This window comes from Meishania litoralis (assembly GCF_042611095.1).
Taxonomy (GTDB): domain Bacteria; phylum Bacteroidota; class Bacteroidia; order Flavobacteriales; family Flavobacteriaceae; genus Meishania; species Meishania litoralis.
Genome location: NZ_JBHFPV010000001.1, coordinates 427,782 through 450,287, shown reverse-complemented (window position 1 = coordinate 450,287; position 22,506 = coordinate 427,782). Strand labels below are relative to the sequence as shown.

Sequence of the window (22,506 nt, the reverse complement as noted above, 5' to 3'; positions counted from 1 at the left end):
ATGAATGTGTTGATAAAGCCTATTATTACCGAAAAGATGACCGCTGATAGCGAGTTGTACAATCGTTATGGTTTTGAGGTCGACCCGAGGGCGAACAAGATTCAAATAAAGGATGCGGTTGAGGCAACCTATGGGGTGTCGGTAAAGAAGGTACGAACGATGAATTATGGTCCTACCAGAAAATCGAGATATACCAAGACAGGTGTGCAGCATGGTAAGACCAACGCCATCAAAAAGGCGATAGTTGATGTAGCGGAAGGAGATAGTATTGATTTTTACAGCAATCTATAAAGACGACAAATGTCAGTTAGAAAATTAAAACCAGTAACTCCTGGACAGCGTTTTAGAGTAGTAAACGGATTTGACGCGATTACTACTGATAAGCCGGAGAAGAGCTTGCTCGCTCCGTTAAAAAAGTCCGGAGGTAGAAACAGTCAAGGAAAGATGACCATGCGCCAAAAAGGTGGAGGTCACAAGAGAAGGTATCGTATCATTGATTTCAAGCGAGACAAGCAAGATGTAGCTGCTACGGTTGAGTCTATACAGTACGATCCAAATAGAACAGGTTTTATCGCCTTGTTGAAATATGAGGATGGTGAAAAGAGATATATAGTTGCTCAAAACGGCCTTCAGGTCGGGCAAAAGGTTTCATCTGGAGCGAATGCCGCACCGGAAATCGGAAATGCGCTTCCTCTGAGTGAGATTCCTTTGGGAACCATCATTTCATGCATTGAATTGCGCCCCGGTCAAGGAGCCGTCATGGCTCGAAGTGCAGGTACCTTTGCGCAGCTAATGGCAAAAGAGGGCAAGTTCGTAACGGTAAAAATGCCATCAGGCGAGACAAGATTGATTCTTTCGGCCTGTATGGCGACTGTAGGGGCCATTTCCAATTCTGATCATCAGTTATTGGTTTCCGGTAAGGCCGGTAGAAGTAGATGGTTGGGAAGAAGGCCAAGAACGAGGCCAGTCGCCATGAACCCGGTCGATCACCCGATGGGAGGTGGTGAAGGAAGGGCTTCAGGAGGTCATCCTAGGTCTAGAAACGGTATTCCTGCTAAAGGATATAGAACCCGATCTAAGACGAAGAGCACGAACAGATATATATTAGAACGTAGAAAGAAATAAAAAGTAGAAAGAAATGGCACGTTCACTAAAAAAAGGACCTTACGTTCACTATAGTCTGGAAAAGAAAATCCAGCAAAATGCGTCATCGGGCAAGAAAAGCGTCATAAAGACATGGTCAAGGGCGTCAATGATAACCCCTGATTTCGTAGGCTTGACCATCGCCGTGCATAACGGGAGGCAATTTGTGCCCGTTTTTGTTACCGAGAACATGGTGGGGCATAAACTGGGCGAATTTTCACCTACCCGATCTTTTAGGGGTCACGCGGGGGCAAAGAATAAAGGTAAAAAGTAAGCTATGGGAGTTCGAAAAAGACAAATGGCCGAAAGGATCAAGGCAGAGAAACAACAGATGGCGTTTGCCAAACTGAACAACTGTCCTACTTCGCCAAGAAAAATGAGATTGGTCGCTGATTTGATCAGAGGGGTACAAGTTGAAAAGGCCTTGGCAATTCTGAAATTTGATTCAAAAGAGGCCTCTAGAAGATTGGAAAAGCTTTTGCTGAGCGCAATTGCGAATTGGCAGGCCAAGAATGAAGATGCCAGTGTAGAGGATGCAGATCTTTATATCAAGGAGATTCGTGTTGACGGCGGAACCATGTTGAAAAGGTTGAGACCGGCTCCACAGGGTCGTGCGCATAGAATTAGAAAACGTTCCAACCATGTTACTTTGGTGCTGGGATCTAACAATAATATAGAAAGCTAGAATGGGACAAAAAACAAATCCGATAGGAAATCGCCTGGGAATCATCAGAGGATGGGAGTCTAACTGGTACGGGGGCAATGATTATGGTGATAAGCTAGCTGAGGATGATAAGATCCGTAAATACATCCATGCACGTTTGGCAAAGGCCAGCGTCTCTCGGGTGATCATCGAGCGAACCTTGAAATTGATAACCGTTACCGTGACAACGGCAAGACCGGGAATCATTATTGGTAAAGGTGGACAGGAAGTTGATAAGCTTAAGGAAGAGCTTAAGAAAATTACGGGCAAAGAGGTTCAGATCAATATTTATGAGATCAAAAGACCTGAATTGGATGCCAATTTGGTTGCCGCCAGTGTGGCGCGCCAAATCGAGAGCAGAATTTCCTTCCGACGTGCGATAAAAATGGCAATTGCCGCAGCGATGCGCATGAATGCGGAGGGAATCAAGATTCAGATTTCTGGGCGTTTGAACGGAGCCGAGATGGCGCGTTCTGAATCTTACAAAGAGGGCCGTATTCCACTTTCTACTTTCAGGGCCGATATAGATTATGCACTGCAAGAAGCTCAGACTACCTATGGTAAGTTGGGTATAAAGGTATGGATAATGAAGGGTGAGGTTTACGGTAAGCGAGAGCTTTCACCATTGGTCGGTATGACCAAGGGCCAAGCAGGAAAGGGTGAAAAACGAGGCGACGGTGGAAGAAAACCACGCCGCAGAAAATAATTAGAAAAGAAGTTTAGCAATGTTACAACCGAAAAGAACCAAGTTTCGTAAAATGCAGAAGGGCCGTATGAAGGGTAACTCCGGAAGAGGTCATCTGCTTTCAAACGGCATGTTTGGTATAAAATCTTTGGATTCGGCTTTCTTGACATCGCGTCAGATCGAGGCCGCGCGTATTGCCGCTACCAGATATATGAAAAGGGAAGGTCAATTATGGATTAAAATATTCCCTGACAAGCCAATTACCAAGAAACCATTGGAGGTACGTATGGGTAAAGGTAAGGGAGCACCCGAATATTTCGTTGCAGTGGTGAAACCGGGTAGAATTATGTTCGAGGTTGCCGGTGTAAATATGGACATTGCAAAAGAAGCATTGAGATTGGCTGCACAGAAACTGCCCGTCAAGACAAAATTTATAGTTGCTAGGGATTATACTGGTGAGGATTAATAATCGGGAATTATGAAAAACAAGGAAATCAAAGAATTGTCGGTCGAGGAATTAACTCAAAAGCTTACCGAGTATAAAAAACAGCACGCAGATTTAAAAATGGCCCATTTTGTGACCCCATTGGAGAATCCCCTTCAAATTAGAAAGGTTAGAAGAACGGTAGCTCGATTGGCAACGGAATTAACAAATAGGGAAAACCAATAACTGGTTCTGCTTTATGGAAGAAAAGAGAAACTTAAGAAAGGAAAGAATAGGGGTCGTTACCAGCAATAAAATGGAGAAATCCATTGTCGTTGCAGAGGTGAAACGTGTGAAGCACCCTATGTACGGTAAATTCGTCTTGAAAACGAAGAAATATGTTGCGCACGATGAGAAGAACGACTGTAATGAAGGCGATACCGTTAAAATAATGGAGACCAGGCCTTTGAGCAAGACTAAGTGTTGGAGGTTGGTAGAAATCTTAGAAAGAGCTAAATAATTATGTTACAGCAAGAATCAAGGTTAAAGGTTGCGGATAACACAGGGGCAAAAGAGGTTTTGACCATTCGTGTGCTCGGAGGTACAAAAAGAAGATATGCTTCAATTGGTGATAAGATTGTTGTTTCTGTGAAAGAAGCTACCCCCAACGGAGGTATAAAAAAAGGTGCTGTATCGACCGCAGTAGTTGTTCGTACAAAAAAAGAAGTTAGAAGGCCTGACGGTTCTTACATTCGTTTCGATGACAACGCCTGTGTTTTATTGAATCCGACGGGCGAAATGAGAGGAACACGTGTTTTTGGACCTGTAGCCAGGGAACTACGTGATAAGCAGTTCATGAAAATTGTTTCATTGGCCCCAGAGGTACTTTAAAAGAGCAATAATGAAAAAGTTGAAAATCAAAACAGGAGATACCGTGCGGATCGTGGCCGGTGACCATAAAGGTACCGAAGGTAAGGTCGTAAAGGTTGATGTAGCAAAAAACAAGGCCATTGTCGAAGGTGCCAATATGGTGTCGAAACATGAAAAACCCAGTGCTAAAAACCCCCAGGGAGGTATTATAAAAAAAGAAGCTCCGATCCACATATCGAACTTGGCGTTGATCGATTCCAAGTCAGGTGAAACTACAAGGGTAGGTTACGAAATGCGCGATGGCGTTAAGGTCAGAGTTTCAAGAAAATCCAATGAAGTAATATAGTTATGGCTTACGTTGCAAGATTGAAGAAAGAATATAGCGAACGTGTTGTCAATGCGTTGAAAGAGGAGTTCGGTTACAAAAACGTAATGGAGGTTCCTAAATTGGAAAAGATCGTGGTTAGTAGAGGTATTGGGGCTGCGGTTGCCGATAAAAAACTTATTGACCATGCGGTTGATGAGTTGTCAATGATAACGGGCCAGAAAGCTATACCGACGATGTCTAAAAAAGACGTTGCCGCATTCAAGTTGCGTAAAGGTATGCCCATTGGGGCGAAAGTTACTTTGCGCGGGGAGAGAATGTACGAGTTCTTGGATAGATTGGTGACCACCGCTTTACCTAGGGTCCGTGATTTTCAAGGAATACGTGCAACGGGCTTTGACGGAAGGGGCAATTATAGTCTAGGTGTTACTGAGCAGATAATTTTTCCTGAAATAAATATCGATAAGATCAATCGAATAAATGGTATGGATATTACCTTCGTGACTTCCGCAAATACCGATAAGGAAGCAAAGTCATTATTAACAGAATTGGGATTACCGTTTAAAAAGAAATAGTATGGCTAAAGAATCAATGAAGGCCCGAGAAAGAAAAAGGGCGAGAACTGTAGCTAAATATGCTGAGAAGAGAAAGGCTTTGAAAGAAGCCGGTGATTACGAAGCATTACAGAAATTGCCGAAAAATGCTTCTCCAGTTCGTATGCACAATAGATGTAAGTTGACAGGAAGGCCAAAGGGCTATATGAGAACTTTCGGTATTTCTAGGGTTATGTTCAGGGAAATGGCCAATAAAGGATTGATACCCGGTGTTAAAAAAGCAAGCTGGTAATTAATAATTATAACTGGTTTTAGGTCTGGCTTGAAGAAGTTGGAAACCGATTCCAAAACAAAATAGAAATGGTAACAGATACTATAGCAGATTATTTAACAAGAATACGAAATGCCAGCCGTGCAGGCCATAGGGTAGTCGAAATACCTGCCTCGGGTGTAAAAAAAGAGATAACTAAGATCTTGTTCGATCAAGGTTATATCTTGAGCTATAAGTTTGAAGAGGACAAGGTTCAGGAAAGAATCAAGATTGCCCTTAAGTATGATAGGTTGACCAAGGAACCTGTTATAAAAAAATTGCAGCGCGTGAGTAAACCAGGATTGCGTAAGTATGCCGGTTCAAGTGATTTGCCAAGGGTGTTGAACGGATTGGGTATAGCCATCGTATCAACCTCTCATGGTGTAATGACCAGTAAGCAGGCCAAGAACGAGAATGTAGGTGGTGAAGTGTTGTGCTACGTCTATTAATACAATAAAGCGATAGAAAATGTCAAGAATAGGTAATAATCCGATAACGATACCAGAGGGCGTGACCATAGATGTTCAAGAGAATATGGTGACGGTCAAGGGTAAGTTGGGTGAGTTGACCCAAGAATATTCAGGGGTTTCCATTAAAACTGAGGATGGTGAAGTTGTTGTTGCTCGTCCTTCAGATTCTAAGGAGCATAAGGCCAAACATGGTCTTTATAGATCATTGCTTTCGAACATGATTGAAGGTGTTTCAAAAGGATGGACCAAAGAATTGGAATTGGTAGGTGTTGGTTATAGGGCCAGTAACCAAGGACAGAAATTGGATTTGGCACTTGGTTTTTCCCACAATATAGTTTTCGAGCTTGCCCCTGAGGTAAAGGTCGAGACCACTTCGGAGAAAGGAAAAAACCCCACAATAAAGCTTACATCACATGACAAGCAGTTAGTGGGGCATATTGCGGCAAAAATAAGATCGTTCCGTAAACCTGAGCCGTACAAAGGAAAAGGTGTGAAGTTCGTAGGAGAACAATTAAGGAGAAAAGCAGGTAAATCCGCTTAATATTATAGTATTATGAAACTGTCGAAGACACAAAGAAAGTATAGGATTCGAAGAAGAATACGTAAAGTTTCTTCAGGAACTGCGGATCGCCCAAGATTGGCTGTTTTCAGGAGCAATAGTGAAATTTATGCTCAGGTTATAGACGATATTGAAGGCAAGACATTGGCGGCCGCTTCTTCTCGTGACAAAGATTTGGCCAAAGTAAAAGGAACCAAGTCGGAAATTGCCGGAGCTGTGGGTAAAGCCATTGCCGAGAAGGCCAAGAAGGCAGGTATCGAAAAGGTTGCGTTTGATAGAGGGGGCAATTTGTATCACGGTCGCGTAAGAGCTTTGGCCGAGGGGGCAAGGGAAGCAGGATTAAAATTCTAATATAAAAGTATGTACCAGAAATACAAAAATGTAGAAACGGTTAAGCCGGGAGGTTTAGAGCTTAAAGATAGACTTGTCGGTGTGCAAAGGGTAACCAAAGTCACCAAAGGTGGCCGTGCGTTTGGATTTTCGGCAATCGTTGTAGTTGGAGATGAAAACGGAGTTGTAGGGCACGGATTGGGAAAATCAAAAGAAGTTGCCACCGCTATTGCCAAGGCAATCGAGGATGCCAAGAAAAATTTGATTCGTATTCCTTTGAACAAAGCAACATTGCCACATGAGCAAAAGGGAAAGTATGGCGGTGCACGTGTATATATTCAGCCGGCTTCCCATGGTACAGGGGTTATTGCCGGAGGTGCCGTTAGGGCCGTATTGGAATCGGTAGGGGTGCACGATGTACTTTCAAAATCACAAGGATCTTCAAATCCGCATAACGTTGTCAAGGCTACATTCGATGCACTACTGCAACTGCGCGGAGCGCATACCGTGGCACAACAAAGAGGAATTTCCTTGGAAAAAGTTTTTAAAGGATAATTAACGATACTATGGCGAAGATTAAGGTAAAACAGGTAAAGAGCGGTATCAAAAGGCCAAAAGACCAGAAGCGGACATTAGAAGCCCTTGGTCTACGTAAAATTGGTCAAGTTGTCGAGCACGACGACACGCCGAACATTATTGGCATGATAAATAAAGTTAAACATTTGGTTTCTACAGAAGAAGCATAAAAATTAACAGATGAATCTAAGTAATCTAAAACCAGCGCAAGGTTCCGTCAACAGAAGTGGTAAGCGAGTAGGAAGAGGCCAAGGGTCTGGCAAGGGAGGAACTGCGACTAGGGGGCACAAGGGTGCCAAGTCAAGATCGGGTTATTCCAAAAAGATCGGTTTTGAAGGCGGACAAATGCCACTTCAAAGACGTGTGCCAAAGTTCGGTTTTACCAATATTAATCGTAAGGAGTATCAAGGTGTCAACCTAGATAAGCTTCAGGCATTGGTAGATGGCAAAATCGTAAAAGATGCTATAAACCTTGATACCTTGGTAGAAAACGGATTGGCCAAACGAAAGGATCTGGTCAAAATACTGGGCGGTGGAGAATTGAAAGCTTCGCTCAAAATAACGGCACATAAATTTACTGCCACCGCCAAAGCGGCTATTGAAGCAGCAGGTGGGGAGGCGATAAGTTTATAAGAAGAAACTATGAAGAAATTTTTCGAGACCATATCGAATATTTGGAAGATTGAAGAACTCAGGAACAGAATTATTCTGACCTTGGGTCTTCTTTTGGTTTACCGTTTTGGTTGTCAGATCGTACTTCCGGGTATAGATTCTACTCAATTGTCACAATTGGCATCCAGTACGGATCAAGGTATTTTTGGATTGTTGAACGCCTTCACGGGCGGAGCTTTTTCAAATGCCTCAATATTCGCTCTAGGTATCATGCCGTACATCTCCGCATCGATTGTTGTGCAATTGATGAGCATTGCCATTCCTTATCTTCAAAAATTGGATAAAGAAGGTGAAAGCGGAAGAAAGACGAAGAACCAGATTACCCGATGGCTGACCATTGGAATCTGTATCGTTCAGGCACCTGCATATCTCTATAGTTTGGGTACCATGTTCGGGGTTCCTGACAGTGCATTTGTTCTTGGTAAAGGATTGGATTTTATGATTCCTGCGGTCATTATTTTGGTGACCGGTTGTGTGTTTGCCATGTGGTTGGGTGAAAAGATTACCGACAAGGGTATCGGAAACGGTATTTCATTGTTGATAATGATAGGGATTATCGCGACCATGCCGCAGTCGTTTGTTCAAGAATTCGTTTCGAGAACGGCCAATAACAATGGCGGATTAATGTTCGTGTTGATAGAGGTTATTATCTGGTTTTTGGTAATTCTTGCCTGTGTGTTGCTGGTCATGGCCACACGTCAGATTCCGGTGCAGTATGCAAGAAGAACGGCTTCCGGGGGATACGAGAAGAATATTATGGGTTCACGTCAGTATATCCCATTGAAGTTGAATGCTTCCGGGGTTATGCCCATTATCTTTGCCCAAGCGATCATGTTCGTTCCCGGGTTGATCGGTGGGGCTTTTGACGATACGGCAGCTGGCCAATGGATCCAGGTTAATTTTGCCGATATTTTCGGTTGGGCGTACAATTTGTTATTTGCTTTTCTGATTATAATATTCACCTTTTTCTACACGGCTATAACTGTTCCAACGAACAAAATGGCTGATGATCTAAAAAGAAGCGGAGGTTTTATACCGGGTATAAGACCGGGAAAGGAAACAGGTGATTTCTTGGATAAGATTATGTCATTGATAACTTTTCCAGGGGCAATTTTTTTAGCACTTTTAGCGGTTTTCCCTGCGTTTGTTGTAAAGTTGATGGACGTACAGGCAGGATGGGCATTGTTTTACGGGGGCACCTCACTTTTGATTATGGTAGGTGTGGCGATAGATACGGTACAACAGGTAAATTCCTATCTTTTGAACAGGCATTATGACGGATTGATGAAAACCGGCAAAAACAGAAAAGTAGCATAAATAGACGATTAGATAGTAGGCGTTAGACGATAGAAAATACAGTGATAAGTATTTAAGGAACTACCGACTACCGACTAGGAACTAAAGACTAAAAAATGGCTAAACAGGCTGCGATAGAGCAAGATGGATCGATAATAGAAGCGTTGTCAAATGCAATGTTTCGTGTAGAACTGGAGAATGGTCATGTGGTTACGGCACATATTTCAGGAAAGATGCGCATGCATTATATCAAGTTGCTCCCCGGTGACAAGGTAAAGCTTGAAATGAGCCCCTATGACTTGACCAAGGCTAGAATAACGTATAGATACTAAGAAAGGAGAAATACAAAACGATGAAAGTAAGAGCATCAGTTAAGAAAAGAAGTGCCGAGTGCAAGATTGTGCGTCGAAAAGGCAGGTTGTATGTTATCAATAAAAAGAATCCTAGATTTAAACAAAGACAAGGGTAATTATGGCAAGAATTGCAGGTATCGACATACCAAAAAATAAAAGAGGGGTAATTGCACTTACCTATATCTTCGGAATAGGCAAAAGCAGGGCCCAAGAAATTTTGGCAAAAGCCCAAGTTAGTGAAGACACGAAAGTTTCCGATTGGAACGATGATGAGATAGGCCGTATCAGGGATGCCGCCTCTTCATATACCATTGAAGGAGAACTACGTTCAGAAACACAGTTGAACATCAAACGTTTGATGGATATTGGCTGTTACCGTGGAATTCGCCATAGATCTGGGTTGCCGTTGCGAGGCCAACGTACCAAGAATAACTCTAGGACACGAAAAGGAAAAAGAAAAACCGTTGCCAACAAGAAAAAGGCAACTAAATAATAAGTAGGGTATTATGGCAAAGGCAAGTACTAAGACCACCAAAAAAAGAAAGGTCATCATTGATTCGGTTGGCGAGGCACATGTAACGGCATCTTTCAACAATATCATTATTTCCCTAACGAATAAAAAAGGAGATGTCATTTCTTGGTCATCCGCAGGAAAAATGGGCTTTAGGGGATCTAAGAAGAATACCCCTTATGCCGCTCAAGTAGCCGCGGAAGATTGTAGTAAAGTGGCTCATGAAGCTGGTCTTCGTAAGGTAAAAGTATTCGTAAAGGGACCTGGAAATGGTAGGGAATCGGCAATTCGATCAATTCACAATTCAGGAATCGAGGTAACCGAAATAATCGATGTGACCCCAATGCCGCACAATGGCTGCCGCCCACCTAAAAGAAGAAGAGTTTAATTTATCTATCACTAATATATTTCACCGAGGTGTAGAGACGATTATCGAAGGATAAGCCTTAATTCATAATCACACCTTTAATTAAAAGAAAATGGCAAGATACACAGGACCAAAAAGTAAGATCGCCCGTAAATTCGGCGAGGCGATTTTCGGGGACGACAAGTCTTTCGAAAAAAAGAATTACCCTCCGGGGATGCACGGCCAAAATAGACGCCGTGGTAAAAAATCGGAATATTCCATTCAATTGATGGAGAAACAGAAGGCCAAGTATACCTATGGTATTTTAGAGCGCCAGTTTCGTAATATTTTTGCCAATGCCAAAAGAAAAGAAGGCGTTACCGGTGAGATATTGCTTCAATTGTGCGAATCACGATTAGATAACGTGGTTTTCAGAATGGGAATTTCAAATTCAAGAAGAGGTGCAAGACAATTGGTTTCGCACAGGCACATCACCGTAAATGGCGAGTTGGTGAACATACCTTCATATTCATTGAAACCAGGTGATGTTGTCGGCGTAAGAGAAAAGTCAAAATCGTTACAAACGATCAATGATGCATTATCGGCCAACAGTAGTGTTTACGAATGGATTACATGGAACTCTGAAAAGATGGAAGGCACTTTCGTAGCCGTGCCAGAGAGAATGCAGATTCCTGAAAATATCAAGGAACAATTAATAGTCGAGCTTTACTCAAAATAACCCAGAACACTAATTTCATATGGCATTATTTAATTTTCAGAAACCCGATAAAGTTATAATGATCGATTCTTCAGATTTCGAAGGGAAATTCGAATTCCGCCCTTTGGAACCTGGTTATGGATTGACTGTTGGGAACGCATTAAGAAGGGTATTGCTTTCTTCATTGGAAGGCCATGCCATAACTTCGGTACGCATCGATGGTGTTGAGCACGAATTTTCTGTGATTCCTGGTGTTGTTGAAGATGTTACCGAGATGATCTTGAATTTAAAGCAGGTTCGGTTTAAAAAACAGATCGATGATTCAGAAGCTGAGGTAGTTTCTATTTCCGTAAGTGGCAAGAATCAATTGACCGCCGGCGATTTTCAAAAATTCATTTCGGGTTATCAAGTCTTGAATCCCGATTTGGTCATCTGCAATATGGATTCCAAGGTGAACATCAATATGGAGATCGTTATCGACAAAGGTCGTGGATATGTTCCTGCTGAGGAAAACAAAAAGTCTGGTACGGCTTTGGGCACCATTGCTATCGACTCTATTTTTACCCCGATAAAGAATGTAAAATATAGTATTGAAAACTTTAGGGTTGAGCAGAAGACCGATTATGAAAAATTGGTTTTTGAAATCGTTACCGATGGATCGATCCATCCCAAAGATGCTTTGACCGAAGGGGCCAAGGTACTTATACATCACTTTATGTTGTTCTCTGATGAGCGTATTACATTAGAGGCCGATGAGATTGCCCAGACCGAAACCTATGACGAAGAATCTTTGCACATGCGTCAATTGTTGAAGACAAAATTGGTAGATATGGATCTGTCGGTTCGCGCCTTGAACTGTTTGAAAGCTGCCGAGGTCGATACTTTGGGAGATTTGGTCTCATTCAACAAAAATGATTTGATGAAGTTCAGAAACTTTGGTAAAAAATCATTGACCGAACTTGAAGAACTTGTTATCAACAAAGGTTTGAGTTTTGGTATGGACCTTTCGAAATATAAATTGGACAAAGATTAAATAATCATATTTTGCTCCCCTTTAATACAACTTTAGGGTATGGCAGCAAGATGATAAATAAGCAATAATGAGACACGGTAAAAAAGTCAATCACTTAGGAAGAAAGAAAGCCCACAGAAAGGCAATGCTGGCCAATATGGCTTGTTCCTTGATCGAGCACAAGCGTATTAATACTACGGTTGCGAAGGCAAAGGCCCTGAAGCAGTTTGTCGAACCTTTGATTACGAAATCGAAGGCAGAGAACAATCAGACGGTAGAAAAAGGTACGCACAACAGAAGAATAGTCTTCAAAAACCTTCGCGACAAATATGCGGTTGCCGAACTGTTCAGTGAAGTTTCCGAAAAGGTCGGTGATCGTCCAGGAGGTTACACGCGAATTATCAAACTGGGCACACGTTTGGGTGACAACGCAGATATGGCCATGATAGAGCTTGTTGATTTTAATGAGCTATATAATGCGGGCAAGCCAAAGAAGAAATCTACGAGAAGAAGTAGAAGGGGTTCTGGGGCGAAAACTGCTACACCTCCGGTTCCTGCCACGCAATCAAAGTCCGTTGATAAAAATGAAACAGAGGCCAAGGCGGATGATTCGGAAGAATAGAACATTTGAATATATTAATATATTAAAGAGGATAGACTTTCTAGTTTATCCTTTTTTTGTGTTTTTTTGTAAAATTAAATTTTGAAGGTAAATGAAGTATCAAGAAAGAAAAAAAGCCTTAATACTACTGGCGGACGGAACCATATTTCACGGAAAGGCCGTTGGCGATAAAGAAGGTACGGCCTTTGGCGAGGTATGTTTCAATACCGGAATGACCGGTTACCAAGAAATTTTTACGGATCCTTCCTATTATGGACAACTAATGGTGATGACCAACGCCCATATTGGAAACTATGGAACCAACAAGAATGAAGTGGAATCCGAATCCGTTAAGATTGCAGGGCTGATATGTAAGAATTTCAGTTATACGTATTCACGACCGGCCGCAGATGCCAGTCTAAAAGAGTTTCTCGATAAAAGTAACCTGTTCGCGATTTCAGATGTCGATACCAGGGCGCTTGTAAGCTATATCAGGGATCATGGAGCGATGAATGCCGTAATTTCAACAGATGTTGAAAATGTTGCCCAATTAAAGGAAGAACTTGCCAAAGTGCCAAGTATGGAAGGTTTAGAACTGGCTTCTAAAGTAAGTACAGATGTCCCTTATTATTACGGTGATGAAGGTGCCACCTATAAGATTGCTGCGCTTGACATTGGAATCAAAAAGAATATTTTGAGAAACCTTGCCAAAAGAGATGCATATATCAAGGTATTTCCATATAATGCCACATTTGAAGAAATGTCAGCTTTCAATCCCGATGCATATTTTATATCGAACGGGCCCGGCGACCCAGAGCCTCTTACCGAGTCGATCGCAACAGCAAAAAAAATAATAGCTAGTAACAAACCCTTGTTCGGTATTTGCTTGGGCCACCAAGTAATCGCATTGGCCAACGGTGTTTCTACATATAAAATGCACAACGGCCATCGAGGAATAAACCATCCGGTAAAAAACCTACTGACCGGCAAGGGGGAAATTACCTCTCAAAACCACGGTTTTGCTATAAATAGAAAGGAAACGGAGGAGAATTCGAATCTCGAGATAACCCACGTTCACCTTAACGATAAGACAGTGGCAGGGATAAGAATGAAAGACAAAGCTGTTTTTTCCGTTCAATATCACCCCGAAGCAAGTCCAGGTCCGCATGATGCCGATTATCTTTTTGATCAATTTTTTGATATGATAAAGTCGGTTCCCCAAATTTAATAGTGTATTTTAAGAATTTGTTATTTCGTTCACAATATCGAGAGCTCGGCAGATGATTGAACAGGCCGTTTCGTATATTTATACCCTTTAAAACCAATCATAAAAAAATACATATGAGTATTATTTTGAGCGTTCACGCAAGGCAGATTTTAGATTCAAGAGGAAATCCGACCGTTGAGGTCGATGTAATCACCGAGAATGGAATAATGGGAAGGGCAGCAGTACCTTCAGGGGCCTCGACCGGTGAACATGAAGCTGTTGAGTTACGTGATGGGGGCAATACCTTTATGGGAAAAGGAGTAGGTAAAGCCGTTGCCAACGTAAATACGAATATTGCAGAAGAGATTCTGGGCATGTCGGTTTTCGAGCAAAACTTGATCGATCAAACCATGATCGACCTTGACGGAACACCTAATAAATCAAAATTGGGCGCCAATGCGATTTTGGGTGTTTCTTTGGCGGTGGCCAAAGCGGCCGCCAACGAATTGGGAGTGTCGCTATACCGCTACGTAGGCGGAGTGAGTGCGAATACATTGCCCGTGCCCATGATGAACATCATAAACGGAGGGTCGCATTCAGATGCGCCGATAGCTTTTCAAGAGTTCATGGTGATGCCCGTTAAGGCGAAAGACTTTTCACATGCCATGCAAATGGGAACCGAGATTTTCCATAACCTTAAAAAAGTGCTTCACGATAGGGGATTGAGTACCGCCGTGGGCGACGAAGGCGGATTTGCCCCCAATTTGGCAGGGGGTACCGAAGACGCCCTTGATACCATAGCAAAGGCGGTAGAAAAGGCTGGCTATAAACTGGGTGATGATGTCATGATCGCGTTGGATTGTGCCTCGGCGGAATTCTATATTGATGGAAAATATGACTATACCAAGTTCGAAGGAGACAAAGGTGTAATAAGAACCTCTGAAGAACAGGCACAATATTTGGCCGACCTCAGTGCAAAATATCCTATTATTTCCATCGAAGATGGTATGGATGAAAACGATTGGGAGGGCTGGAAAGTCTTAACTGAAAAAATTGGAGATAAGGTACAACTGGTCGGTGACGATCTTTTCGTTACCAATGTGGATCGATTGTCAAGGGGGATCAAACAAGGAATAGCCAATTCCATATTGATAAAAGTAAACCAGATAGGAACATTGACCGAAACCATTGCGGCGGTGAACATGGCTAAAAATGCCGGCTATACTTCGGTAATGTCGCACCGCTCCGGAGAAACAGAAGACAATACCATTGCCGATCTGGCAGTGGCCTTGAATACGGGTCAGATCAAGACTGGCTCTGCCTCACGGTCGGATCGCATGGCCAAGTATAACCAACTGCTTCGTATCGAGGAAGAATTGGGAAGTACGGCATACTATCCGCAGCAAAGGGCCTTTAAGGTAGGGTAGTAGTAGAAAGAAAACAATCAAGGAATCCTTTCCCGATTTATATGTTAGGAAAGGATTTTTTTTATGGTGGTTACCCTACTTTCTTTTGGTTTTAATGTATATATTGTTATTATTCAATAAATCAGTACGGGAATGAACAGATTTCTCTTTGTCGCTGCAGAAAACGATGGTATCACTAAATGTAAGGCAGGTGGCATGGCCGACGTAGTTCGTGATGTGCCAAGGGAGATTTCAGAACGGGGTGATGAAGTACATGTTGTAGTTCCTTCGTACTCAAGATTGCACCAAGGGGGTCGATTGAGGGCCAAATTGAACATGCTGTTAAGGGGCAATGAATATACTGCCGAGTTATATGAGGTAGTGCCCAAAAAAGAGTTTAAAAACATTCGCCATTATGTCGTCCATCATCCCGAAATTCAAGGCGGCGAAATAGGGCACATTTATCATGATGATCCCAAAGAGCCCTTTTACACCGATAATATTAAGTTTACCATTTTTTGCACGGCAGTAGCCGAAGCAATTAAACAAGATGCTTTTGGTGAGTTGGACATTGTTCATTTGCACGATTGGCATACCAGCATGCTTTTGTTTCTCAAGACCTATCATCCCGAGTACAAATCGCTTAAAAAAATGCGTTATGTGTATACCATCCATAATCTGGCGATTCAAGGCATACGACCTTTTGCCAACAACTACTCATCGTTGGCGAACTGGTTTCCCAACGTACCTTTTGACCCCAAACCATTAATGGATTACAGATATCATGATTGCATCAATTTAATGGCCGTTGGAATACGATTGGCCGATGCGGTGCATACGGTTTCCCCAACTTATAAAGATGACGTCTTGAAACCGAGCAATCCGCCTGAATTTATAGGCGGTGAAGGTTTAGAGAAAGATTTAAGGGCCGCTGACAATGAAGGTCGATTATTCGGTATTTTAAATGGGTCGAACTATAAGAATATAAGGGTTGCCAAAAAAGGTAAGATCTACAGAAATATTGTACGGGCGCTGTTTTCATGGCTGCAAGATGAATCAAAAAAATACAAGGCCGATTTTCTTGCCCATACCGGAGAGAAGATTATGGATTATGTTGACAATAGGCCCGAATTTATCGTGGCCAGTGTTGCCAGACTGACAGAGCAGAAATTTTACTTTTTCAAGCGATCGCCCGAAGCTTTGGTTTCGATTCTTAAAATATTGCAGAAGGTAAACGGTGTGTTTATACTGTTGGGAACAGGGGATCCCGAGTATGAAAAACTTTTTCGTGAGATAAGTTACCAGCATAAGAATTTCATATTTACGAATGGCCAATCCGAAGATTTGATAGATTCACTTTATTTGGAAACCAATCTTTATTTTATGCCCAGTCTGTTCGAACCGTGCGGTATAAGTCAAATGTTGGCCATGCGCAATGGAAACCCGTGTCTTGTGCATGAAACAGGTGGTTTGAAAGATACCGTCGAGCACTTAAGAACGGGTTTTAGTTTCACTGGAAACACTTATGACGAAAAAATCGAAAATATGGTCGAAGCATTTGAATTGGCCTTAAGGATATACCTCACGGATAAAAAGCAATGGAAGGCTATTCAAGCGAATGCCAAAAAGATGCGTTTTACCTGGAAAAAATCGGTCGATCAATACTATAGAAACCTTTATGCCATAAGCGCATAGTTTTCTTTTCGACCTTCGATTCACATCGCTGTTAATAATACCATAAATGGAACTCGCAAATTGTTAACGTGGGCCGTTTTTCTTAAATTTACAAGAGAATAAACAATAAGAAAATAATCAGTATGTCAGACAAAGCTACATTGGAGTATAATGGGAAAAAGTACGAATTTCCCGTCATTGAAGGAACCGAAAACGAACTGGCCATAGACATAAAAACATTGCGCTCGGCGACCAATGGAATGATTACCATTGATCCCGGATATAAAAACACCGGGAGTTGTGAAAGTGCCATTACTTTTTTGGACGGCGAAAAAGGAATTTTAAGATATCGCGGTTATTCCATTGAAGAACTGGCGGAAAAGGCCGATTTTCTTGAAGTGGCCTATCTTCTGATTTTTGGCGAATTGCCTAATAAAGAACAACTGGCAAAGTTTCATGACGATATCAAGGAAGAGTCCCATATCGATGAAGAAATGAAAAAAATATTGGATGCCTTTCCTAAATCGGCCCACCCAATGGGGGTTCTTACTTCGCTTACCAGTGCCTTGATAGCATTTAATCCGGTATCCGTCAATGTGTCTTCCGAACAAGCTATGTACCATGCGATTGTTCGTATTTTGGCCAAGTTTCCGGTACTGGTGGCTTGGACTCTTAGAAAGAAAAAAGGACTACCACTCGACTACGGGGACGATAGTTTGGGCTATGTCGAGAATTTTCATAAGATGATGTTCAAAAGGCCCAATAAAGAATATACCAAAAACGAGATAGTGATTGAGGCTCTGGACAAACTCTTGATCCTGCATGCGGATCATGAACAGAATTGCTCTACTTCCACAGTTCGAATAGTGGGTTCTTCACATGCCGGTCTATTCGCTTCACTATCCGCTGGCATTTCGGCCCTATGGGGTCCTCTTCATGGTGGGGCGAACCAAGCCGTACTTGAAATGTTGGAAGCTATCGAAGCCGATGGTGGAGATACGAAAAAATATATGGCCAAGGCCAAGGACAAGAATGACCCATTTCGATTGATGGGCTTTGGGCACCGCGTATACAAAAATTTTGATCCCCGTGCCAGAATAATCAAAAAAGCTGCCGATGAGGTTCTTGGCGATCTTGGCATTGAAGACCCTATTTTGGAAATTGCAAAGGGCCTTGAAAAAGAAGCACTTGAAGATAAGTACTTCGTTGACAGAAAACTATACCCGAATGTTGACTTTTACTCGGGAATTATCTATAGGGCCTTGGGAATACCTACCGATATGTTCACGGTAATGTTCGCGATGGGAAGATTGCCCGGTTGGATCGCACAGTGGCGCGAAATGCGATTGCGAAAAGAACCCATTGGTAGGCCACGACAGATTTATATTGGTGAAAATCATCGGCCTTTCAAATCGGTCGATTTAAGATAGGTTGTCTGAACAACACGAATTGACCGTTCTTTGTTTTGTACTACTCAAAGAACGGTTTCTTTTACATCGATGCTATTTTTCAACTGTAAAATCTTCCTATGCTTAGTTTGAACATTAATGACGAGGTCTCGTCTTTGAAGGCCGTGGTTTTAGGTACTGCTGAAAGTCCTGGTCCCACACCTATGCCAGAAGAGGCTTATGATCCCAAATCATTGGAACATATCTTGGCGGGAACCTATCCGAAGGAAGCCGATATGATCGCCGAAATGGAAGCCTTTGCCGAGGTTTTTAGAAAATATAACGTCGAGGTTTTTCGCCCCGAAGTAATCAAGGATTGTAATCAGATTTTTTCTCGCGATATTGCTTTTGTCATCGGAAACAAATTGATAGAGGCGAACATCTTGCCAGATAGGGAGCAAGAGTTTCAAGCGATTTTACATGTTTTGGACAAAATCGACGAAGAAAACATTTTGGTGCCTCCCGCCGAAGTGCACGTTGAAGGTGGTGATGTGATGCCGTGGAACGAATATATCTTCATTGGAACTTATACAGGAGAGGATTATTCAGAGTACATTACGGCCAGAACGAACAAGGCCGCTGTCGATTACATTTCAAGGCAATTTCCCGATAAGAAGATCAAGTCGTTCGAATTGCGAAAAAGTAATACCAATGCCAAGGAAAATGCGCTGCATCTCGATTGTTGCTTTCAACCATTGGGCAAGGGCAAGGCCATTTTGCATAAAAATGGCTTTTTAGTCGAAGAAGAGTATCGCTGGTTGGTCGATTTCTTTGGTAAGGAAAACGTATTTGAGATTACTGCCGACGAGATGTACCAGATGTTCAGCAATGTGTTTTCGATTTCTCCTGAGGTTGTAGTATCCGAAAGAGGCTTTACGAGATTGAACGATTGGTTGCGGGAACAAGGCTTTACGGTAGAGGAAATTCCCTACTTTGAAATTGGAAAACAAGAAGGTTTATTAAGGTGCAGCACTTTGCCCTTGGTTCGCGAATAATACGTTTTAGATACCATGCAAATAACGAATACCATTTTGATGATCCGTCCGGTTAACTTCCGTATGAACGAGCAGACGGCGGTCAACAATTATTTTATGGAAGATATGGATCTGCAAAACCAGACCATAAATAAAAAGGCACAGTTAGAGTTCGATAATTTTGTTGTCAAATTAAGGGAGAAGGGAGTCAATGTAATCGTAATCGATGATAATAAGGAAAGCGATACCCCAGATAGTATTTTTCCCAATAACTGGATTTCGTTTCACGCCAATGGAACGGTAGGGCTATATCCGATGTTTGCAGAAAATAGAAGGAACGAACGTCGCGATGATATTTTGGATATACTTGAAGAACAGGGTTTTGCTATCGAAAGTATCATGGACTATACGTCTGCCGAAAAAGAAGGTGTCTTTTTGGAAGGTACCGGAAGCATTCTGATGGATCGGGTACACCAAAAGGCCTATTGTGCCCTTTCAGAAAGAGCAGATGAAGAATTATTCATTGAGTTCTGCGAAGATTTTGATTGCATGCCGGTGATTTTTAAGGCCTACCAAACCGTCGACGGCCAGCGCCTGCCGATTTACCACACCAATGTCATGATGGCTTTGGGCGAAGATTTCGCCATTATATGTCTAGATTCCATCGACGATAAAAAAGAGCGAAAGAATGTTGTGGATCATCTCAAACAGACCGACAAGGAGGTTATCTCGATTACTGAAGAACAGATGTGCCATTTTGCCGGCAACATGCTCCAAGTTTTAGGTGCTGACGATAAAAGGTATCTCGTAATGAGCTCTGCTGCCTTTAAGAGCTTGGACGACGAACAGATAAGGAAGATTGAAAAACATTGTGCCATAATTCACAGCTCCTTAGAGACAATTGAAACTTGTGGCGGGGGTAGTGCTCGTTGTATGATGGCCGAGGTATTTTTGCCCAGGGTATGATTGTGGGCAACGTTTGCGGGTTTTGCTCATAAGTCTTCCGGTAAATTGGGCGTATTCCCTATTTTGTGATCCAATATTTTTTTGAAAAACTCTCGAACTGCTTTGGTGTCTGAACGCACCTTGATGAAATAGGTGTCGCGATAGATCGTGTACACGGCAATATCGCCCTTATGTATTTTCAATTTGTAATACGGTATTACCAAGGTAAAGGTTTCCAATAATGAACGAAATCGAACGATGATTCCTGCAGGGCGTATTTCGATGTTGCAGGTATCGCGGTTATTGTCAAGAATGAGGAGATTTCTGATTTCGATGCTGGTCTCCGTTATGGATAATTTTGGCGATCCGATACCTTTCATTGCCCAACGTTCTTTCAGGGTGAACGGTTTGCCTACCTCCCGATCTATCTTTTTGGTAATTTCACTGTCGTTGTAAGAAACATTGAGAAGCATAAGACATTCGGTTTCCAGCGCGTTTAAAGTTAGCGAAAACACCCCACAAGGTCGAGATACTTAACGCCCAAAGCATAAAAAATATGTAGTTTTGCAGCTTTAACCACTGTTCTAGAAGAATATGCAAGAAGTGTTGGCGCAAAAGGTCAGGGAAGCGGTAAAATCCATTTTTGGAATAGACCTTCTCAATGTTGAATTTCAACCCACCCGAAAAGATTTTGAGGGAGACATCACCATTGTGGTTTTTCCAATGCTTCGCCAAATAAAGGGAAATCCTGAGCAAATAGGAAATCAAATCGGGCAATATCTGCAAACCGAGGTTGAAGCCGTTTTGGGATTTAATGTTATCAAGGGTTTTTTGAATTTGGTGATCGATGACGGTTTTTACCTTGATTTTCTCGATTCGGTCAAGGATGTGGAAGACTTCGGATTGGTAGAATGTGACGATTCCCGTGCCGTTGTGGTCGAGTACTCGTCCCCCAATACGAACAAGCCGTTACATTTGGGGCATATACGAAATAATTTATTGGGCTATTCCGTTGCCGAAATTTTGAAAGCTTCCGGAAAAAAGGTCTATAAGACCCAGATCATCAACGACCGTGGCATTCATATTTGCAAGAGCATGTTGGCCTGGCAAAAGTGGGGTAATGGCGCAACCCCTGAAAGTACGGGATTGAAAGGAGACAAGTTGGTGGGCAATTATTATGTAAAATTCAATGACCAATACAAGTTGGAAATCGATACCCTGGTCAGTGAAGGAAAGAATAAGGACATTGCCGAAAAAGAGGCGCCATCGTTAATCGAGGCCCAAGAAATGCTTAAAAAGTGGGAAGCGGGTGATGAAAAAGTGGTTTCGCTTTGGAAGACCATGAACGGTTGGGTCTATGAAGGTTTTGACGAAACCTACAAAAATTTGGGGGTCGATTTCGATAAGTTGTACTATGAAAGCGATACGTACCTGTTGGGAAAGGACTTTATAGCCGAAGGTCTCAAAAACGGAGTGTTCTTCAAAAAGGAAGACGGTAGTGTATGGATCGACCTAACGGATGAGGGTCTTGATGAAAAGATAGTACTGAGGTCGGATGGTACGGCGGTATATATGACCCAAGATATTGGTACGGCGATCCAACGGGTAAAAGACTACCCCGATATCGGTGGTATGGTCTATACCGTAGGTAACGAACAGGACTATCATTTCAAGGTACTTTTTTTGATTCTCAAAAAGCTTGGATTTGCCTGGGCCGAAAACCTGTATCATCTGAGTTATGGCATGGTCGACTTGCCAAGCGGTAAAATGAAAAGTCGCGAGGGCACCGTGGTAGATGCCGACGACCTCATGGCGGATATGACCAAAACTGCTGCAGAACTAGCCGAAGAACTGGGCAAATTGGAAGGATATTCGGAACCGGAGAAACAAGAGCTTTATAAAACCATTGGGCTGGGGGCGCTAAAATATTACATTCTAAAGGTCGATCCCAAAAAACGGATTTTGTTCAATCCGGAAGAATCAGTTGATTTTCAAGGAAATACGGGTCCGTTTATCCAATATACCTATGCCAGAATCCAATCGATACTTAGAAAGGCCAAAGATATGAAGGTCGACCTGTCGGCGAAAATCGAAGAAACGTTGGTGCTGCATCCAAAAGAAAAAGAACTTATAAAACAGATCATGTTGTTCCCTGAAACTGTTCAATTGGCGGCAGAAAATTACAGTCCTGCATTGATCGCCAATTATACCTATGATTTGGTCAAAGAATTCAATTCGTTCTACCAACAGGTTTCTATTTTGGGCGAGGCCGATAGGCAAAAGAAAGTATTGCGGGTGCAGTTGTCGAAAAATGTGGGAGATGTAATCAAATCCGCATTCAGGCTTTTGGGTATAGAGGTGCCAGAAAGAATGTAACGGTCAATTTAATTATCA

34 protein-coding genes are annotated in these 22,506 nt (G+C 42.4%); 33 read left to right on the top strand and 1 reads right to left on the bottom strand.

Annotated elements, in window-relative coordinates; genetic code table 11:
* The 32 genes from rplW (at window position 1) to ctlX (ending at window position 20,133) form a co-directional block, all read left to right on the top strand.
* Window positions 1-291: a 50S ribosomal protein L23 gene (gene rplW / locus ACEZ3G_RS02085; protein WP_432423818.1), complete on the top strand. Its 291-nt coding sequence runs from the start codon at window positions 1-3 to the stop codon at window positions 289-291.
* Window positions 292-300: 9 nt separating this feature from the next.
* Entirely contained in the window at window positions 301-1,125 is an 825-nt protein-coding gene (rplB, locus tag ACEZ3G_RS02080; RefSeq protein ID WP_432423817.1) for a 50S ribosomal protein L2, read from the top strand.
* Between the two features lie 13 nt (window positions 1,126-1,138).
* Window positions 1,139-1,417: a 30S ribosomal protein S19 gene (rpsS, locus tag ACEZ3G_RS02075; protein WP_138656055.1), complete on the top strand. Its 279-nt coding sequence runs from the start codon at window positions 1,139-1,141 to the stop codon at window positions 1,415-1,417.
* Between the two features lie 3 nt (window positions 1,418-1,420).
* On the top strand, window positions 1,421-1,828 hold the full coding sequence (gene rplV / locus ACEZ3G_RS02070) for a 50S ribosomal protein L22 (protein ID WP_432423816.1): 408 nt from the start codon (window positions 1,421-1,423) through the stop codon (window positions 1,826-1,828).
* 1 nt (window position 1,829) lies between these two features.
* Entirely contained in the window at window positions 1,830-2,552 is a 723-nt protein-coding gene (gene rpsC / locus ACEZ3G_RS02065) for a 30S ribosomal protein S3 (protein ID WP_432423815.1), read from the top strand.
* A gap of 19 nt (window positions 2,553-2,571) precedes the next feature.
* On the top strand, window positions 2,572-2,997 hold the full coding sequence (gene rplP, locus ACEZ3G_RS02060; protein WP_432423814.1) for a 50S ribosomal protein L16: 426 nt from the start codon (window positions 2,572-2,574) through the stop codon (window positions 2,995-2,997).
* Between the two features lie 12 nt (window positions 2,998-3,009).
* Window positions 3,010-3,201, top strand: a complete 192-nt coding sequence (gene rpmC, locus ACEZ3G_RS02055) for a 50S ribosomal protein L29 (protein WP_432423813.1) — start codon at window positions 3,010-3,012, stop codon at window positions 3,199-3,201.
* 13 nt (window positions 3,202-3,214) lie between these two features.
* The gene (gene rpsQ, locus ACEZ3G_RS02050) at window positions 3,215-3,475 is read left to right on the top strand and encodes a 30S ribosomal protein S17 (protein ID WP_432423812.1); all 261 of its coding nucleotides are present in this window, start codon (window positions 3,215-3,217) and stop codon (window positions 3,473-3,475) included.
* Window positions 3,476-3,477: 2 nt separating this feature from the next.
* The gene (rplN, locus tag ACEZ3G_RS02045; protein WP_149274837.1) at window positions 3,478-3,846 is read left to right on the top strand and encodes a 50S ribosomal protein L14; all 369 of its coding nucleotides are present in this window, start codon (window positions 3,478-3,480) and stop codon (window positions 3,844-3,846) included.
* A 10-nt stretch (window positions 3,847-3,856) separates the two neighbouring features.
* Complete coding sequence (gene rplX / locus ACEZ3G_RS02040) at window positions 3,857-4,171, top strand: 50S ribosomal protein L24 (RefSeq protein ID WP_432423811.1); 315 nt, start codon at window positions 3,857-3,859, stop codon at window positions 4,169-4,171.
* 2 nt (window positions 4,172-4,173) lie between these two features.
* Window positions 4,174-4,725: a 50S ribosomal protein L5 gene (gene rplE, locus ACEZ3G_RS02035; RefSeq protein WP_432423810.1), complete on the top strand. Its 552-nt coding sequence runs from the start codon at window positions 4,174-4,176 to the stop codon at window positions 4,723-4,725.
* 1 nt (window position 4,726) lies between these two features.
* Window positions 4,727-4,996, top strand: coding sequence for a 30S ribosomal protein S14 (gene rpsN, locus ACEZ3G_RS02030; protein ID WP_047246265.1), 270 nt, complete (start codon window positions 4,727-4,729; stop codon window positions 4,994-4,996).
* 68 nt (window positions 4,997-5,064) lie between these two features.
* Complete coding sequence (gene rpsH / locus ACEZ3G_RS02025) at window positions 5,065-5,463, top strand: 30S ribosomal protein S8 (RefSeq protein WP_432423809.1); 399 nt, start codon at window positions 5,065-5,067, stop codon at window positions 5,461-5,463.
* Window positions 5,464-5,482: 19 nt separating this feature from the next.
* A complete protein-coding gene (gene rplF / locus ACEZ3G_RS02020) occupies window positions 5,483-6,025 on the top strand; it encodes a 50S ribosomal protein L6 (RefSeq protein ID WP_432423808.1) in 543 nt (180 codons plus the stop codon).
* 12 nt (window positions 6,026-6,037) lie between these two features.
* The gene (rplR, locus tag ACEZ3G_RS02015) at window positions 6,038-6,394 is read left to right on the top strand and encodes a 50S ribosomal protein L18 (protein WP_432423807.1); all 357 of its coding nucleotides are present in this window, start codon (window positions 6,038-6,040) and stop codon (window positions 6,392-6,394) included.
* A gap of 9 nt (window positions 6,395-6,403) precedes the next feature.
* Window positions 6,404-6,928: a 30S ribosomal protein S5 gene (gene rpsE, locus ACEZ3G_RS02010; RefSeq protein WP_432423806.1), complete on the top strand. Its 525-nt coding sequence runs from the start codon at window positions 6,404-6,406 to the stop codon at window positions 6,926-6,928.
* An 11-nt stretch (window positions 6,929-6,939) separates the two neighbouring features.
* Window positions 6,940-7,119, top strand: a complete 180-nt coding sequence (gene rpmD, locus ACEZ3G_RS02005) for a 50S ribosomal protein L30 (protein WP_432423805.1) — start codon at window positions 6,940-6,942, stop codon at window positions 7,117-7,119.
* Between the two features lie 10 nt (window positions 7,120-7,129).
* Window positions 7,130-7,582, top strand: a complete 453-nt coding sequence (gene rplO / locus ACEZ3G_RS02000) for a 50S ribosomal protein L15 (protein ID WP_432423804.1) — start codon at window positions 7,130-7,132, stop codon at window positions 7,580-7,582.
* Window positions 7,583-7,591: 9 nt separating this feature from the next.
* Window positions 7,592-8,938 (top strand): preprotein translocase subunit SecY, encoded by a 1,347-nt coding sequence (gene secY, locus ACEZ3G_RS01995; protein ID WP_432423803.1) that lies wholly within the window; start codon window positions 7,592-7,594, stop codon window positions 8,936-8,938.
* Between the two features lie 95 nt (window positions 8,939-9,033).
* Window positions 9,034-9,249, top strand: a complete 216-nt coding sequence (gene infA, locus ACEZ3G_RS01990; protein ID WP_013305172.1) for a translation initiation factor IF-1 — start codon at window positions 9,034-9,036, stop codon at window positions 9,247-9,249.
* Window positions 9,250-9,269: 20 nt separating this feature from the next.
* Window positions 9,270-9,386 carry a type B 50S ribosomal protein L36 gene (gene ykgO, locus ACEZ3G_RS01985; protein ID WP_073370549.1) on the top strand — a complete coding sequence of 39 codons (117 nt, stop codon included), beginning with the start codon at window positions 9,270-9,272 and terminating at the stop codon, window positions 9,384-9,386.
* Between the two features lie 2 nt (window positions 9,387-9,388).
* Window positions 9,389-9,763 (top strand): 30S ribosomal protein S13, encoded by a 375-nt coding sequence (gene rpsM, locus ACEZ3G_RS01980; RefSeq protein ID WP_432423802.1) that lies wholly within the window; start codon window positions 9,389-9,391, stop codon window positions 9,761-9,763.
* A gap of 13 nt (window positions 9,764-9,776) precedes the next feature.
* On the top strand, window positions 9,777-10,169 hold the full coding sequence (rpsK, locus tag ACEZ3G_RS01975) for a 30S ribosomal protein S11 (protein WP_432423801.1): 393 nt from the start codon (window positions 9,777-9,779) through the stop codon (window positions 10,167-10,169).
* Between the two features lie 91 nt (window positions 10,170-10,260).
* Complete coding sequence (gene rpsD, locus ACEZ3G_RS01970; protein ID WP_432423800.1) at window positions 10,261-10,866, top strand: 30S ribosomal protein S4; 606 nt, start codon at window positions 10,261-10,263, stop codon at window positions 10,864-10,866.
* A 19-nt stretch (window positions 10,867-10,885) separates the two neighbouring features.
* Complete coding sequence (locus ACEZ3G_RS01965) at window positions 10,886-11,878, top strand: DNA-directed RNA polymerase subunit alpha (RefSeq protein ID WP_432423799.1); 993 nt, start codon at window positions 10,886-10,888, stop codon at window positions 11,876-11,878.
* Window positions 11,879-11,945: 67 nt separating this feature from the next.
* Window positions 11,946-12,479: a 50S ribosomal protein L17 gene (rplQ, locus tag ACEZ3G_RS01960; RefSeq protein WP_432423798.1), complete on the top strand. Its 534-nt coding sequence runs from the start codon at window positions 11,946-11,948 to the stop codon at window positions 12,477-12,479.
* A 91-nt stretch (window positions 12,480-12,570) separates the two neighbouring features.
* Complete coding sequence (gene carA / locus ACEZ3G_RS01955) at window positions 12,571-13,686, top strand: glutamine-hydrolyzing carbamoyl-phosphate synthase small subunit (protein ID WP_432423797.1); 1,116 nt, start codon at window positions 12,571-12,573, stop codon at window positions 13,684-13,686.
* A gap of 113 nt (window positions 13,687-13,799) precedes the next feature.
* Complete coding sequence (gene eno, locus ACEZ3G_RS01950; RefSeq protein WP_432423796.1) at window positions 13,800-15,092, top strand: phosphopyruvate hydratase; 1,293 nt, start codon at window positions 13,800-13,802, stop codon at window positions 15,090-15,092.
* 132 nt (window positions 15,093-15,224) lie between these two features.
* Window positions 15,225-16,766 carry a glycogen synthase gene (locus ACEZ3G_RS01945; RefSeq protein ID WP_432423795.1) on the top strand — a complete coding sequence of 514 codons (1,542 nt, stop codon included), beginning with the start codon at window positions 15,225-15,227 and terminating at the stop codon, window positions 16,764-16,766.
* Between the two features lie 122 nt (window positions 16,767-16,888).
* A complete protein-coding gene (locus tag ACEZ3G_RS01940; RefSeq protein WP_432423794.1) occupies window positions 16,889-18,175 on the top strand; it encodes a citrate synthase in 1,287 nt (428 codons plus the stop codon).
* A 98-nt stretch (window positions 18,176-18,273) separates the two neighbouring features.
* Window positions 18,274-19,188, top strand: a complete 915-nt coding sequence (locus ACEZ3G_RS01935) for a dimethylarginine dimethylaminohydrolase family protein (RefSeq protein WP_432423793.1) — start codon at window positions 18,274-18,276, stop codon at window positions 19,186-19,188.
* Window positions 19,189-19,203: 15 nt separating this feature from the next.
* The gene (ctlX, locus tag ACEZ3G_RS01930; protein ID WP_432423792.1) at window positions 19,204-20,133 is read left to right on the top strand and encodes a citrulline utilization hydrolase CtlX; all 930 of its coding nucleotides are present in this window, start codon (window positions 19,204-19,206) and stop codon (window positions 20,131-20,133) included.
* Window positions 20,134-20,159: 26 nt separating this feature from the next.
* On the opposite strand, the gene ACEZ3G_RS01925 is transcribed toward ctlX, so the two are convergent.
* Entirely contained in the window at window positions 20,160-20,585 is a 426-nt protein-coding gene (locus ACEZ3G_RS01925; RefSeq protein ID WP_432423791.1) for a hypothetical protein, read from the bottom strand.
* Between the two features lie 121 nt (window positions 20,586-20,706).
* Between ACEZ3G_RS01925 and argS the strand changes: the two genes are divergently transcribed.
* Window positions 20,707-22,488 carry an arginine--tRNA ligase gene (argS, locus tag ACEZ3G_RS01920; RefSeq protein ID WP_432423790.1) on the top strand — a complete coding sequence of 594 codons (1,782 nt, stop codon included), beginning with the start codon at window positions 20,707-20,709 and terminating at the stop codon, window positions 22,486-22,488.
* Window positions 22,489-22,506: the final 18 nt, after the last annotated feature.

What these genes read in the sequence shown, in the direction of transcription:
- argS (WP_432423790.1), top strand. Translation starts at nt 20,707, where the DNA reads ATGCAAGAAGTGTTGGCGCAAAAGGTCAGGGAAGCGGTAAAATCCATT.
- rpsE (WP_432423806.1), top strand. Translation starts at nt 6,404, where the DNA reads ATGTACCAGAAATACAAAAATGTAGAAACGGTTAAGCCGGGAGGTTTA.
- ctlX (WP_432423792.1), top strand. Translation starts at nt 19,204, where the DNA reads ATGCAAATAACGAATACCATTTTGATGATCCGTCCGGTTAACTTCCGT.
- ykgO (WP_073370549.1), top strand. Translation starts at nt 9,270, where the DNA reads ATGAAAGTAAGAGCATCAGTTAAGAAAAGAAGTGCCGAGTGCAAGATT.
- rpmC (WP_432423813.1), top strand. Translation starts at nt 3,010, where the DNA reads ATGAAAAACAAGGAAATCAAAGAATTGTCGGTCGAGGAATTAACTCAA.
- ACEZ3G_RS01965 (WP_432423799.1), top strand. Translation starts at nt 10,886, where the DNA reads ATGGCATTATTTAATTTTCAGAAACCCGATAAAGTTATAATGATCGAT.
- rpmD (WP_432423805.1), top strand. Translation starts at nt 6,940, where the DNA reads ATGGCGAAGATTAAGGTAAAACAGGTAAAGAGCGGTATCAAAAGGCCA.
- secY (WP_432423803.1), top strand. Translation starts at nt 7,592, where the DNA reads ATGAAGAAATTTTTCGAGACCATATCGAATATTTGGAAGATTGAAGAA.
- rpsK (WP_432423801.1), top strand. Translation starts at nt 9,777, where the DNA reads ATGGCAAAGGCAAGTACTAAGACCACCAAAAAAAGAAAGGTCATCATT.
- rplB (WP_432423817.1), top strand. Translation starts at nt 301, where the DNA reads ATGTCAGTTAGAAAATTAAAACCAGTAACTCCTGGACAGCGTTTTAGA.
- rpsM (WP_432423802.1), top strand. Translation starts at nt 9,389, where the DNA reads ATGGCAAGAATTGCAGGTATCGACATACCAAAAAATAAAAGAGGGGTA.
- rplR (WP_432423807.1), top strand. Translation starts at nt 6,038, where the DNA reads ATGAAACTGTCGAAGACACAAAGAAAGTATAGGATTCGAAGAAGAATA.
- ACEZ3G_RS01925 (WP_432423791.1), bottom strand. Translation starts at nt 20,585, where the DNA reads ATGCTTCTCAATGTTTCTTACAACGACAGTGAAATTACCAAAAAGATA.
- rpsC (WP_432423815.1), top strand. Translation starts at nt 1,830, where the DNA reads ATGGGACAAAAAACAAATCCGATAGGAAATCGCCTGGGAATCATCAGA.
- eno (WP_432423796.1), top strand. Translation starts at nt 13,800, where the DNA reads ATGAGTATTATTTTGAGCGTTCACGCAAGGCAGATTTTAGATTCAAGA.
- rplX (WP_432423811.1), top strand. Translation starts at nt 3,857, where the DNA reads ATGAAAAAGTTGAAAATCAAAACAGGAGATACCGTGCGGATCGTGGCC.
- rplP (WP_432423814.1), top strand. Translation starts at nt 2,572, where the DNA reads ATGTTACAACCGAAAAGAACCAAGTTTCGTAAAATGCAGAAGGGCCGT.
- ACEZ3G_RS01940 (WP_432423794.1), top strand. Translation starts at nt 16,889, where the DNA reads ATGTCAGACAAAGCTACATTGGAGTATAATGGGAAAAAGTACGAATTT.
- ACEZ3G_RS01935 (WP_432423793.1), top strand. Translation starts at nt 18,274, where the DNA reads ATGCTTAGTTTGAACATTAATGACGAGGTCTCGTCTTTGAAGGCCGTG.
- rplO (WP_432423804.1), top strand. Translation starts at nt 7,130, where the DNA reads ATGAATCTAAGTAATCTAAAACCAGCGCAAGGTTCCGTCAACAGAAGT.
- rplF (WP_432423808.1), top strand. Translation starts at nt 5,483, where the DNA reads ATGTCAAGAATAGGTAATAATCCGATAACGATACCAGAGGGCGTGACC.
- rplV (WP_432423816.1), top strand. Translation starts at nt 1,421, where the DNA reads ATGGGAGTTCGAAAAAGACAAATGGCCGAAAGGATCAAGGCAGAGAAA.
- rplQ (WP_432423798.1), top strand. Translation starts at nt 11,946, where the DNA reads ATGAGACACGGTAAAAAAGTCAATCACTTAGGAAGAAAGAAAGCCCAC.
- rplE (WP_432423810.1), top strand. Translation starts at nt 4,174, where the DNA reads ATGGCTTACGTTGCAAGATTGAAGAAAGAATATAGCGAACGTGTTGTC.
- rpsN (WP_047246265.1), top strand. Translation starts at nt 4,727, where the DNA reads ATGGCTAAAGAATCAATGAAGGCCCGAGAAAGAAAAAGGGCGAGAACT.
- ACEZ3G_RS01945 (WP_432423795.1), top strand. Translation starts at nt 15,225, where the DNA reads ATGAACAGATTTCTCTTTGTCGCTGCAGAAAACGATGGTATCACTAAA.
- carA (WP_432423797.1), top strand. Translation starts at nt 12,571, where the DNA reads ATGAAGTATCAAGAAAGAAAAAAAGCCTTAATACTACTGGCGGACGGA.
- rpsQ (WP_432423812.1), top strand. Translation starts at nt 3,215, where the DNA reads ATGGAAGAAAAGAGAAACTTAAGAAAGGAAAGAATAGGGGTCGTTACC.
- rplN (WP_149274837.1), top strand. Translation starts at nt 3,478, where the DNA reads ATGTTACAGCAAGAATCAAGGTTAAAGGTTGCGGATAACACAGGGGCA.
- rplW (WP_432423818.1), top strand. Translation starts at nt 1, where the DNA reads ATGAATGTGTTGATAAAGCCTATTATTACCGAAAAGATGACCGCTGAT.
- infA (WP_013305172.1), top strand. Translation starts at nt 9,034, where the DNA reads ATGGCTAAACAGGCTGCGATAGAGCAAGATGGATCGATAATAGAAGCG.
- rpsH (WP_432423809.1), top strand. Translation starts at nt 5,065, where the DNA reads ATGGTAACAGATACTATAGCAGATTATTTAACAAGAATACGAAATGCC.
- rpsS (WP_138656055.1), top strand. Translation starts at nt 1,139, where the DNA reads ATGGCACGTTCACTAAAAAAAGGACCTTACGTTCACTATAGTCTGGAA.
- rpsD (WP_432423800.1), top strand. Translation starts at nt 10,261, where the DNA reads ATGGCAAGATACACAGGACCAAAAAGTAAGATCGCCCGTAAATTCGGC.